Source organism: Ralstonia sp. TCR112 (assembly GCF_007997035.1).
Lineage (GTDB): Bacteria > Pseudomonadota > Gammaproteobacteria > Burkholderiales > Burkholderiaceae > Ralstonia > Ralstonia edaphi.
Genome location: NZ_VOSS01000059.1, coordinates 1 through 11,807 on the forward strand (window position 1 = coordinate 1; position 11,807 = coordinate 11,807).

Sequence of the window (11,807 nt, forward strand, 5' to 3'; positions counted from 1 at the left end):
TGGCTGCGAGGCGATTCGGCCGCACGCACAAAAGATGGCAAGCCGGGATGCCCGAGTCGACGCTGCATCTGATGGTCAGCCCGGTCGAATCGCATCATTCCTGACTCGCCAAGGCCGGCGCCGACACCTTCGTCGCGGGTTCGGCCGTGTTCGGCAAGCCGGATGCGGATGGCGGCTACCGCGGCACCGTTGGCGCGCTGCGCCAGGCCCTGGCTGGCGTTACGGCATGACGGGCACGCTGCCGGCCGGAGCAGTCCGAGGCGTCATCATCGATCTGGACGGGACGATGGTCGACACGGCCGGCGACTTCCACGCCGCCATCAACGCCATGCTCAAGGCGCTGGGCGCCACGCCGGACATGTCGGCCGAGGAAGTGGTGGGCTATGTCGGCAAGGGGTCGGAAAACCTGGTGCGGCGCGTGCTCGACGCACGCCTGCCGCCTGCCCAGGCCAACAGCCGCTTTGCGGAGGCTCTCGAGGCCTACCAGCGCGCGTACATCGCCATCAACGGCCAGTACGTAAGTGTTTACGACGGCGTGCGCGAAGGGCTGGCCGCATTGCGAGACCTTGGTCTGGCGCTTGCATGCGTGACCAACAAGCCACACGATTTCACGCAGCCGCTGCTCGCGCAACTGGGGCTGGATGCCAGCTTCGACCTGGTCTACCCCGGCGATGCGTTCCCGTACCGCAAACCCGACCCTTATCCGATGCTGCGCGTGGCGGAGGCGTTTGGCCTGACGCCGGCTGAAATCGTGGCCATCGGCGACTCGGAAAACGACGCCCGGGCGGCCCGCGCGGCCGGCATGCGGGTGCTTGCGGTGCCGTATGGCTACAACCACGGCCAGCCTATACAGGACGCCGGAGCCGATGCTATAGTCGACACACTTTTTGCGGCAGCCGAGTTGATCCGGCCCTATGCAGAGCCACACAACACAGCCTCTGCCGCTTCCAACTGACGATCCATGTTCCTGAATCGCAAACGCGTCGACGCTGGTGGTGACCGGGGGGCCTGGCCCTGGCGGCCCTGGCACGCCCTCGTCCGGGCGTAAGCGTTTGCACGGCTGCTGATCGTTCTTCCCCGGTTTCGGCATTCTGGCGCGTCATGAGCGCGCCGCCCAAGCCACCCTCGCGTCTCCTGCCCCAAACGCTGACCGCCCGCCGGTCTTCCGCCTGCCCGCTATCGGCTGCGGACGACCCTTGCGGGATCGCACGGTCGCTTTTACGACGTTCGCGCGTTCCCATCCCTGATGTTCTGCTAACGTTCCGACGGCATCATCGACGCTCTTGCGTTTGCCGTGGACCGAACGCATGCCGGCGGGCGAGCACCTGCCCGCCCGGCGAATCGACCTGACCGCTCATGACCGAACTCGAATTCAAATCGCTGGCCGACCAGGGCTACAACCGCATTCCGCTGATTGCCGAGGCACTGGCCGACCTGGAGACGCCGCTGTCGCTGTATCTGAAGCTGGCGCAATCGCACGACCGGGGCACGCATACGTTCCTGCTGGAATCGGTGGTAGGCGGCGAGCGCTTCGGGCGTTACTCCTTCATCGGCCTGCATGCGCACACGCTGCTGCGCGCCAAGGGCAACCGCACGGAAGTGGTGACCGACGGCAAGGTGGTGGAGACGAACGAAGGTAACCCGCTGGACTTCATCGCCGCCTTCGAGCGCCGCCAGAAAGTGGCGCTGCGCCCGGGCCTGCCGCGATTCTGCGGCGGCCTGGCCGGCTATTTCGGCTACGACGCCGTGCGCTTCATCGAACCGCGCCTGGCCGAGACCGCCCCGCCCGACGATCTGCAACTGCCCGACATCCAGCTCATGCTCTGCGAAGAGCTGGCCGTGATCGACAACCTGTCGGGCAAGCTCTACCTCATCGTCTACGCCGACCCGTCGAAACCCGAAGCCTATTCGCGCGCCAAGCAGCGGCTGCGCGCGTTGCGTACGAAGCTGCACCAGCCGGTCGATGTGCCGGTGACGTCGGCGTCGGTGCGCACGACACCATCCGCGAGTTCGACAAGGCGGACTACATCACCGCCGTGCTCAAGGCCAAGGAATACATCGCTGCCGGCGACATGATGCAGGTGCAGATCGGCCAGCGCCTGGTCAAGCCGTTCCGCGATGCGCCGCTGTCGCTGTACCGCGCGCTGCGCTCGCTGAACCCGTCGCCGTACATGTACTTCTACAACTTCGGCGACATGCAGATCGTCGGGGCGTCGCCGGAAATCCTGGTGCGCCAGGAAGAGCGCCGTGTGCCGGCTGCTGAAAACAGCAGCAACGGCGCGGACGAATCCGCCCGCATCGTGACGATCCGCCCGCTGGCCGGCACGCGCCCGCGCGGCAACACGCCCGAGCGCGACGCTGAACTCGCCACCGAGCTGCTCAACGACCCGAAGGAAATCGCCGAGCACGTCATGCTGATCGACCTGGCGCGCAACGACATCGGCCGCATTGCCGAGATCGGCTCGGTCAAGGTGACGGACCAGATGGTCATCGAGAAGTATTCGCACGTGCAGCACATCGTCAGCTCCGTCGAGGGCCGCCTGAAACCGGGCATGACGAACATGGACGTGCTGCGCGCAACCTTCCCGGCGGGCACGCTGTCGGGCGCGCCCAAGGTGCGCGCGATGGAGATCATCGACGAGCTGGAGCCGGTCAAGCGCGGCATCTACGGCGGCGCGGTGGGCTATCTCTCCTTCTCGGGCGAGATGGATCTGGCCATTGCCATCCGCACCGGCATCATCAAGGACGGCAATCTCTATGTGCAGGCCGCCGCCGGCGTGGTCGCCGATTCGGACCCCGATGCCGAATGGAGAGAGACCGAACACAAGGCGCGCGCCGTGCTGCGTGCGGCCGAGCAAGTGCAAGACGGCCTCGACGCCGATTTCTGAGGTTAAAGGAGACCACCATGCTGTTGATGCTCGATAACTACGACTCCTTTACCTACAACATCGTCCAGTACTTTGGCGAACTCGGCCAGGACGTACGCACCTATCGCAACGACGAGATCACCATCGAAGAGATCGAAAAGCTGAACCCGGAGCGCATCTGCCTGTCGCCCGGCCCATGCACGCCGACCGAAGCCGGCATCCTGGTTCCGGCGCTCAAGCACTTTGCGGGGCGCGTGCCCATCCTGGGCGTGTGCCTCGGGCACCAGGCGATTGCCGATGCGTTTGGCGGCCGCGTGATCCGCGCGCAGAAGGTGATGCACGGCAAGGTCAGCACCATCGAAAACACCGGCGTGGGCGTATTCGCCAACCTGCCGCGGCATTTCAAGGTGACGCGCTATCACTCGCTCGCGATCGAGCGTGAAACGCTGCCGGACTGCCTAGAAGTAACGGCCTGGACCGAAGACGGCGAAATCATGGGCGTGCGCCACAAGACGCTGCCGGTGGAAGGCGTGCAGTTCCACCCGGAATCGATCCTGTCGGAACACGGCCACGCGCTGCTCGGCAATTTCCTGAAGGAACGCGTCTGATGCGCCGCTCATGCACGGTCGCGCTGGCGATGATGGCGAGCCTGCCGGCGATGGCCGGTACGCTGGACGCCTGCCGCGCGGCCCAGCCCGAGGCCGGCAACGTCGCCCAATGCGTGCAGACCGCACGCAAGGCGGCACAAACGGAACTGGCGTCGGCCGAATCGACACGCCGCACCGCGCTGCGCGCCCGCATGGCTGCCAACAAAGGCACGGACCCTGGCGCCGCCATGGCATTCGACCGCACCGTGCGCGCACACCAACTCTACCGGCAGGCCGAATGCGACCTGCAACGCCGCCTGGCCCGCAATGCGCCCGATGCCGACCTGGCAGAAGCCGCATGCGAGGCCGATCTCTCGCGTGAGCGCATCGGCGCCTTGCGCGACGCCGCACAGCCGGTCACCCCGGCTGCGGCTCCGGCAGCGCCCAACTGAATACGGAACGACCATGTCCATCACTCCGCAAGAAGCGCTCGTCCGCTGTATCGAACATCGGGAAATCTTCCACGACGAAATGCTGCACCTGATGCGGCTCATCATGCGCGGCGAGATGTCGCCCGTCATGGCAGCCGCCCTCACCATGGGGCTGCGCGTCAAAAAAGAGACCATCGGCGAAATCGCGGCCGCTGCCACCGTCATGCGCGAATTCGCCACCAAGGTTGATGTACCCGCTGAGGTGTCCGATCACTTTGTCGACATCGTCGGCACGGGCGGCGACGGCGCCAACACCTTCAACATCTCCACCGCCTCGATGTTCGTGGCGGCAGCGGCCGGCGCGCGCATCGCCAAGCATGGCGGACGCGGCGTCAGCTCCAAATCCGGCAGCGCCGATGTGCTGGAAGCGCTGGGCGTGAACATCATGCTGACGCCCGAGCAGGTGGCCGAATCGATCGAGACGGCGGGCATCGGTTTCATGTTCGCGCCCAACCACCACCCGGCCATGAAGAACGTCGCCCCGATCCGCAAGGAACTGGGCGTGCGCACGATCTTCAACATCCTGGGGCCGCTGACCAACCCGGCCGCGCGCCGAACATCTTGATGGGCGTGTTCCATCCGGACCTGGTCGGCATTCAGGTGCGCGTGATGCAACGCCTGGGCGCCAAGCACGCGGTGGTCGTCTACGGCAAGGACGGCATGGACGAGGTGTCGCTCGGCGCTGCCACGCTGGTCGGGGAACTCAAGGACGGCGTCGTCACCGAATACGAAATCCACCCGGAAGACTTCGGGCTGCAGATGGTCTCCAACCGCAGCCTGAAGGTGGCCGACGCCGACGAGTCCAAAGCCATGCTGATCGACGCCCTCGAGAACAAGCCCGGCACGCCGCGCGAGATCGTCTCGCTCAACGCGGGTGCTGCACTGTACGCAGCCAACATCGCCGGCTCGATCGGCGACGGCATGAAGCTGGCCCGCGAAGCCATCGCCTCGGGCGCGGCACGTGCCAAGCTTGACGAACTCGTGCGCGTCACCAACCAGTTCAAAGCCTGATATGTCCGACATCCTGCAGAAAATCCTGGCCGTGAAGGCCGAAGAAGTGACCGCCGCGCGCAAGCACCGCGACCTCGCCAGCGTACGCGCCGAAGCCGAAGCCAACCGCACCGACAGCACGCTCGGCGCCCGCGGCTTTGCCAAGGCGATGCGCGACAAGATCGCCGCCGGCAACGCGGCGGTCATCGCCGAGGTGAAAAAGGCGTCGCCGTCCAAGGGCGTGCTGCGCCCGAACTTCAAGCCCGCCGACATCGCCCGCAGCTATGCGGAGCACGGCGCCGCGTGCCTGTCGGTGCTGACCGACGAGCAGTTCTTCCAAGGCCACGCCGATTACCTGCGCGAGGCGCGCGCCGCCTGCGCGCTGCCGGTGCTGCGCAAGGACTTCATGGTGGATCTGTACCAGGTGTACGAAGCCCGCTCGTGGGGCGCGGACTGCATCCTGCTGATCGTCGCCGCGCTGGACCAGGGCCTGATGGAAGAACTCGAAGCGTGCGCGCTGGAACTCGGCATGGACGTGCTGGTGGAAGTGCACGACGGCCACGAGCTGGACCGCGCGCTGCGTCTGCAAACGCCGCTGGTGGGCGTGAACAACCGCAACCTGCGCACGTTCGAGACGTCGCTCGACAACACGCTCGGCCTGCTCAAGCACATGCCGGACGATCGCATCGTCGTCACGGAATCCGGCATCCTCACGCCGGACGACGTGCGCAAGATGCGCGCCGCCGCCGTCAACGCGTTCCTCGTCGGCGAAGCCTTCATGCGTGCAGACGACCCGGGCGCCGAACTGGCCCGCCTGTTCGCCTGAGCGCCACACAATGGCCCGCGAGATTGAACTGAAGCTGGCCGTATCGGCCGGCACCCACGACGCGCTGGTCGGCTGGCTGGACGCCAATGCGCAGGCGGCCGGCTCGGTGGAATTGGCGAACGTCTACTACGACACACCCGACCAGGCGCTGGCACGCAACCGCGCCGCGTTGCGCGTGCGTCGTCAGGGCAGCCAATGGCTGCAAACGCTGAAAACCGCAGCCGTGAGTACGTCCGGTCTGAGCGCCCGCCACGAATGGGAGGTGCCGCTGCAGAACGACGCACTGTCCGTCGATGCCTTCGCTGCCAACAACGCCGCCGAAGCCGCCGACTATGTCCGCCCGCATGCGGCTGCGCTCGCCCCGCTGTTCCGCACCGACTTCACGCGCCGCCTGTGGCATGTCGCAGCGGATGGCGGTGAGATCGAGATCGCGCTGGATGCCGGCGCCATCCTCATCCCCGGCACCCAGGCACGCGAGCCGATCGACGAACTGGAACTGGAGTGGAAGCCCGCCGCGGGCAGCACGCTCACCGAAGACGCAGTTGCCGAACGCCTGCACGCCTGGACGCAGAAGCTGCGCGCCGCCGTGGCCGGCCTCACGCCGCTCGACATCAGCAAGGCGCAACGCGGCTACCAGCTGCGCGCGAAAGCCACGGGAGGGCAGCCGTGACGCGACGCGCCAATCCGGCGCAAGCCGCCCTCTTCGACGAACCCGCCGCATACACGACCGCCGTAGGTTTCACCCCGCTGGCCCAGCAGTTCGACGCCCTGCCCGCCGACTGGAAGGCAATCCTCACGCCGTGTATCGCGCAGACCAACTGGCCGGAGCTATGCGCCTTTGTCGATGGCGAGCGCGCAGCCGGCAAGCCGATCTTTCCGACGGACGTTTTCCGTGCCCTGCACCTGACGGCGGTGAACGATGTGCGCGTCGTCATCCTCGGCCAGGATCCGTACCACGGCACGGGCACCGTCGATGGCCGCGAGATTCCGCAGGCGCACGGCTTGGCGTTCTCGGTGCCGGCCGGTGTGCGCGTGCCGCCCAGCCTGCGCAATATCTACAAGGAAATCGAAGCGGAATTCGGCTGCAAGCTGCCGAGCACCTCGGGCAACCTGGAGGGCTGGGCACAGCAAGGCGTGCTGCTACTGAACACGGTGCTCACCGTCGAGCAAGGCCAGGCGGCGAGCCACGCCAAGCGCGGGTGGGAACGCATCACCGATTGCCTGCTGGAGCAACTCGCGCGCGTCGGCCACAAGCGCGTGTTCATGCTGTGGGGCAGCCACGCACAGGCCAAACGGGCGCTGCTCTCGGACGGGCACCTGGTGCTGGAGGCGCCGCACCCGTCGCCGTTGTCAGCGCATCGCGGATTCCTGGGGTGCGGGCATTTCAAGACGGCCAATGATTGGCTGGCGGCGCAGCACCAGCCGACCATCGACTGGCTGAAACCGCAGGCCGCCTGAACCGCGCCGGCCATGCAGCCCCATCGACGAGCCACCGAGCGTCGGCTTTGACCGTCTGGGGGCCGGCGTTGAACGTCTAAGGGCCAAGGTCGGCTCTCCAAGGTTCGACTTTGACTCCCGGGGGACCGACTTCGAGCCTCCGAGATTCGACTTCGACTCTCCGAGGCCCGGCTTCGACTCTCTGAGGTCCGACACTTTGACCCTCCGAGGCCCAACGTTCACGCTCTGAAGGTCGTCTTTGACTGTCTGAGGGTCGCGCTCGACTCTCCGAGGCCCAAATTCGACTTTTTTCCGACCCCAGTTTGAGTCTTCAGGGTCCGTGGTCGGCCCTCCGAGACTCGACCTCGGCCCTCTGAGGCTGACCATTGACGCTTAAACGCTGGATTTCGACTGTCTGTCGCTGGACTTCGGCTCTTTGAGCGCCGTCGTCGACGGTCCGAGGCTCAGCCCGGCTGCGCTAGTCCTTCGAAATACGCAGCGCGCGCCCGAGCGCACCGCAGCGCAATGCGATCTTGGACGTGTCGGCCCGCAGCGCCTGCAGGCGGCGCTCCAGCAGGTGCATCGCCGACAGCGATTCGGATTCGGCCGCAGCGTCGACCATGCGCGAGCGTGCCGACTGATCGGCGAAGTCGGCTGCGCCCAGCTCCTGCGTGTCGCGCGGGCGCACGCCCCACCCACCTTCATGGACGGCCTGGTCGAAGCGCTCCTTGGCGCGCGTCAGGCTTTCGAGCGCGGCTTCTGCCGTCTGCTCGACCAGCGCCCGCGTATCGGCCTCATCCAGTTCCTGCGCGCGTTGCCGCACAAGAATGCGCACCGCCGCGACGTGCGCCGCCACGAGGTAGTTCTGCACGATGAAGCGGTTCAGGTTGTCGACGGCGCGGTGCCGGCTTTTGGGCTCGTCGAGCATGCGCGCGAAGGCAGCGATGAGCCCGGTCAGCGATTCCATGAACTGCTTGCGCTGCACGCGGTAGGCGAAGTCGTCCTTGAGCGTGCCGAGCAGCAAGTCGCGCGCGGCTTCGATAAAGCGGCGGTTGGTGCGCAGCACGTCGTCCACCAGCTTGGGCAGGTTGCGGTATTCCCAGGCAGGCAGCACATAGCTGAAGGCGGTGGCGATGGCCGCGCCGATCAGCGTATCGACGAGCCGTTCTCCAATGGCGTCCTTGCTGCCGGGCAGCAGCAGGTTGATCTGGATGAGCACCTGCACGCACGCCGCGATGGCCGTGTAGCGGTAGCGCACGGTGACGAAGGCCGCGCTTGCCGCCGTCGACAGGTACAGCACGCCCATCAGGACCCACGTCGAATGGGTGAAGCGCAGAATCACCGCCGCAATCACGCAGCCGATCAGCGTGCCGAGCACCCGGTCGAAGTTGCGCTGGCGCGTCATGCTGAAGGTCGGCTTGAGGATGACGACGATGGTCAGCAACACCCAGTAGCCATGCGACGCATATGGCAGGTGGTCGGCAATCCACAAACCGGCAGCCACGGCCATCGAGATGCGCAGCGCAAAGCGCAGCACCGGCGAACGCCACGTCAGCTCTTCCAGCACCAGCCGCAGCTCGTATTTCTGCCGCGTGAGAAACGGCGTCATGTCCGGGCGCAGCAGCACCTGCGACAGTTCGACCGGTGTGGCGGTGGCGGCGTGCAGCTGCGCCATCAGGCGGATTGCACCGCGCACCGTGGCCACCGATTCCTCCAGCGCCGCGATGGCTTCGATGGGCACGCCATGGTGGTTGTGCTGCAGTTCGTGCAACGCGCCTTCAATGGCGGCCATCTCCTGGTCATACGACATCGGCGTGGGCGACGGCCTGTCGCGGCCAACGGCATAGGCCACGCCTTCGATGTCCAGGCGCATGCGTTCGATCACGTCGCGCAGCAGACGCATCACCTCGGCGTCGGCCAGCCACTGGCGCAGCAGCGGGTAATCGGTATTGGACGACAGCAGGTACTCGTAGATGTCGAGCATCCGCATGTGGATCTGCACGAGGCGCCCATCGCTGGCGGTGCGGTTATCGCGGAAGACGAAATCGCGCGCCACCTGCTGCTTGTCGGCCACCGAAATCTGCTGGCGCACGAGCGCATTGAACTGCTCGTCGAAATCCTTGGATGCGTCGTAGAAGCCGGCCTTGCGTTCCACGTAGACGGCCAGTTCGTACAGGCATTCGGCCAACACCTGCTCTTTGATGCGGCGGCGCTGGCCCCACGCCACCGCCATCGCAAACGCCATGTAGCCGATCGCGCCGAGGAAGAACTGCAGCGTGTGCTCCACGGCTTCGCGGAAGGCGAATTCCTCGGTAAACGTGAGCGTCATGACGAAGAGCGCCGCAAACTGCAGCGGCATCGTCTTGTTGCCGTACGCCACCATGAGCCCCGCCAGGAAGCTCACCACCACAATCACTGCCGGCAGGATCGCGTATGGCGTCACGACCGCCACGAGGAACGTGACAGCCGTGGTCAGCAGCACGCACGCCATCATCTCGTTGAACTTGTGCCGCAGCGGGCTGGGCAAATCCATGAGGCTGGTGCACAGCGCGCCGATCGACACCACCATCGCGCCCTGCAGGTCCATCACCAGCAGCGCGAGCAGCGTCAGGCCGATCACGCCGGTGGCAGTACGGATGCCCCGCGAGACGTAATGGCTGTAGAGAAACGTGCGCGGATCGTGGACGTAATCCATCGGATCAGGCGACGCGTCAGGCCGACTTGCCGCGCGTCACCTTGCGCGCTGACGACCGCTTGCCCAGCCACGCCGAGCGCAGCGGCGAGGGCTCCGTCGCCAGCGCCAGCGTGAACTGCGGCGTCGCATCGGTGGCGAGCGTCACGTTCAGCGTCATCAGTTCGTCGCGGCGGAACACGTGCACCGGCACCGTATCGCCGGCGCGATGGCGCGTGAGCATCTTGTCGAGCTGGCCGGCCGGCACGCGCAGGCCGTCCACTGCAACGATCAGGTCGCCGGCGGACAAACCAGCGCGCTGCGCCGGGCTATCGTCGAAGACCTGCTGCAGCTTGACGAAGCCGTTTTCGGCGGCCGTCTTGACGCCCAGCGCGAGCGCCGTGTCGGCGGCCTTGCGCGTGGCGCTCACGCCCATCGCCTTGAAGAGCGCGGGCAGCGGCGGGTCGTCGCGGCCTTCGCTCAACTGGCGCACGAGGGTGCGCAGGCGCACACCGGTGGTTTCTTCCATCAGCGTGATGAGCCCGGCTTCGGTCACGCCGCGCTGCGTGTGGCCGGCGGCGTAGAAGTCGCGGCCGTACGTGACCCACAGGGCACGCATCACGTCGTCGAGCGAACGTTCGCCGTGGGTCTGCGTGCGGATCGTCAGGTCCAGCGCCAGCGCCACCAGCGAGCCCTTGGTGTAGTAGCTGACGATGGCGTTGGGCGCGTTTTCGTCCTGGCGGTAGTACTTCGTCCAGGCGTCGAACGAGCTTTCGGCCACGCTCTGCTTGAGGCGGCCGCTGCCGCGCAGCACGCCGTTCCACGTCTTGCCGAGCATCTCCAGATACTGCGCTTCGGAGATCAGGCCCGAGCGCACCAGCATCAGGTCGTCGTAGTAGCTCGTGAACCCTTCAAACAGCCACAGCAGCGGCGTGTGGACCTCGCGGTCGAGCGCGTACGGCACGAAGGTGGCCGGCTTGATGCGCTTGACGTTCCAGGTGTGGAAATACTCGTGGCTGACGAGGCCGAGGAAGGTGCGATAGCCCTCGGTGGTTTCATCGCGGCCGGTCACGGGCAGGTCATTGCGCGCGCACATCAACGCAGTGCTGGCGCGGTGTTCCAGGCCGCCGTAGCCGTCGGTGGTGACCATCGTCATGAAGACGTAGCGGCGGTTGCTGTCGAGGAACGGCGCCGTGGCGGTCTGCGGCTCGAACAGGCGGATCTGCGCTTCGCAGATGCGCTTGAAATCGCGGGCGATGCGTTCCAGATCGAGGTTCGGCACACGGCCGGTAAAGACGGCGTCGTGCTGCGCACCGCAGGCCTCGAACGACACCAGCTCGAACGTGCCCATCTCGACGGGGTGGTCGATCAGCTCGTCGTAATTGGCCGCTTCGTACCAGCCAAAGCCGTAGCGCTTGGCGCCGGCCTTGCCCTGGACGCGGCCGGTCGCTTCGCGCAGCGCGGTGGCGACACGCCAGCCGCGGTAGGCCTCTCCGGCGGGCGGCTGGATGTCAACGAGGCAGCGCTGGTCATCCGCGCCTTCCACGCGCAGGAATACCGACGTGCCGTTGAAGAAGCCGTGCGTGGCGTCCAGATGCGCGGCGCGCACCGACAAGTCCCACGCATAGACGTCGTAGGAAATCGTCAGCGGCCCGGTGCACGGCGCGGCCCACCACGTGTGCTTGTCGACCTTGGTCAGGCGCACCGGCCTGTGGGCGGACGACGCCTCGATCCGCACGATGTTGCGCGCGAACTCGCGGATCATGTAGCTGCCCGGAATCCACGCCGGCAGCGAAAAGCGCTGGCCCTGGGCGTCGGGCGCATCAACCGTGACGGTGACGGTGAAAACGTGCGCCTCGGGCGCGGCGGGGGCGATGGTGTAGCGGATCGGCTTCATGGCGGACATTGTAGCGTTGCCGTCCCACGCTGCCGAAGGCA

8 protein-coding genes and 3 pseudogenes are annotated in these 11,807 nt (G+C 66.4%); 9 read left to right on the forward strand and 2 right to left on the reverse strand.

All coding sequences use genetic code 11. The features are described 5' to 3' along the window. Nucleotides 1-104: 104 nt before the first annotated feature. The 9 genes and pseudogenes from FUT88_RS26755 to FUT88_RS15295 all read left to right on the forward strand — a co-directional run. Nucleotides 105-230 (forward strand): annotated as a pseudogene (locus FUT88_RS26755) (ribulose-phosphate 3-epimerase); the annotation flags it as partial. After that, nucleotides 227-955: a phosphoglycolate phosphatase gene (locus FUT88_RS15260; RefSeq protein WP_147216363.1), complete on the forward strand. Its 729-nt coding sequence runs from the start codon at nt 227-229 to the stop codon at nt 953-955. The pseudogene FUT88_RS26755 and the gene FUT88_RS15260, both read left to right, overlap by 4 nt. A 401-nt stretch (nt 956-1,356) precedes the next feature. Next, nucleotides 1,357-2,888: pseudogene (gene trpE, locus FUT88_RS15265) on the forward strand (anthranilate synthase component I). Between the two features lie 17 nt (nt 2,889-2,905). Further along, on the forward strand, nt 2,906-3,475 hold the full coding sequence (locus FUT88_RS15270; protein ID WP_147216365.1) for an aminodeoxychorismate/anthranilate synthase component II: 570 nt from the start codon (nt 2,906-2,908) through the stop codon (nt 3,473-3,475). Continuing rightward, on the forward strand, nt 3,475-3,906 hold the full coding sequence (locus tag FUT88_RS15275) for a lysozyme inhibitor LprI family protein (RefSeq protein WP_147216367.1): 432 nt from the start codon (nt 3,475-3,477) through the stop codon (nt 3,904-3,906). Before FUT88_RS15270 ends, FUT88_RS15275 begins: the two co-directional genes overlap by 1 nt. Before the next feature lie 13 nt (nt 3,907-3,919). Beyond that, nucleotides 3,920-4,956: pseudogene (gene trpD, locus FUT88_RS15280) on the forward strand (anthranilate phosphoribosyltransferase). A gap of 1 nt (nt 4,957) precedes the next feature. Further along, nucleotides 4,958-5,761, forward strand: coding sequence for an indole-3-glycerol phosphate synthase TrpC (gene trpC, locus FUT88_RS15285; protein WP_147216369.1), 804 nt, complete (start codon nt 4,958-4,960; stop codon nt 5,759-5,761). A 10-nt stretch (nt 5,762-5,771) separates the two neighbouring features. Continuing rightward, on the forward strand, nt 5,772-6,431 hold the full coding sequence (locus FUT88_RS15290; RefSeq protein WP_147216371.1) for a CYTH domain-containing protein: 660 nt from the start codon (nt 5,772-5,774) through the stop codon (nt 6,429-6,431). After that, nucleotides 6,428-7,219: a uracil-DNA glycosylase gene (locus tag FUT88_RS15295; protein ID WP_147216373.1), complete on the forward strand. Its 792-nt coding sequence runs from the start codon at nt 6,428-6,430 to the stop codon at nt 7,217-7,219. Before FUT88_RS15290 ends, FUT88_RS15295 begins: the two co-directional genes overlap by 4 nt. 457 nt (nt 7,220-7,676) lie before the next feature. On the opposite strand, the gene FUT88_RS15300 is transcribed toward FUT88_RS15295, so the two are convergent. Beyond that, entirely contained in the window at nt 7,677-9,893 is a 2,217-nt protein-coding gene (locus FUT88_RS15300; protein ID WP_147216375.1) for an FUSC family protein, read from the reverse strand. Between the two features lie 16 nt (nt 9,894-9,909). After that, a complete protein-coding gene (locus FUT88_RS15305) occupies nt 9,910-11,766 on the reverse strand; it encodes a M61 family metallopeptidase (protein WP_147216377.1) in 1,857 nt (618 codons plus the stop codon). Nucleotides 11,767-11,807 lie beyond the last annotated feature (41 nt).

What these genes read in the sequence shown, in the direction of transcription:
- FUT88_RS15260 (WP_147216363.1), top strand. Translation starts at nt 227, where the DNA reads ATGACGGGCACGCTGCCGGCCGGAGCAGTCCGAGGCGTCATCATCGAT.
- FUT88_RS15270 (WP_147216365.1), top strand. Translation starts at nt 2,906, where the DNA reads ATGCTGTTGATGCTCGATAACTACGACTCCTTTACCTACAACATCGTC.
- FUT88_RS15275 (WP_147216367.1), top strand. Translation starts at nt 3,475, where the DNA reads ATGCGCCGCTCATGCACGGTCGCGCTGGCGATGATGGCGAGCCTGCCG.
- trpC (WP_147216369.1), top strand. Translation starts at nt 4,958, where the DNA reads ATGTCCGACATCCTGCAGAAAATCCTGGCCGTGAAGGCCGAAGAAGTG.
- FUT88_RS15290 (WP_147216371.1), top strand. Translation starts at nt 5,772, where the DNA reads ATGGCCCGCGAGATTGAACTGAAGCTGGCCGTATCGGCCGGCACCCAC.
- FUT88_RS15300 (WP_147216375.1), bottom strand. Translation starts at nt 9,893, where the DNA reads ATGGATTACGTCCACGATCCGCGCACGTTTCTCTACAGCCATTACGTC.
- FUT88_RS15305 (WP_147216377.1), bottom strand. Translation starts at nt 11,766, where the DNA reads ATGAAGCCGATCCGCTACACCATCGCCCCCGCCGCGCCCGAGGCGCAC.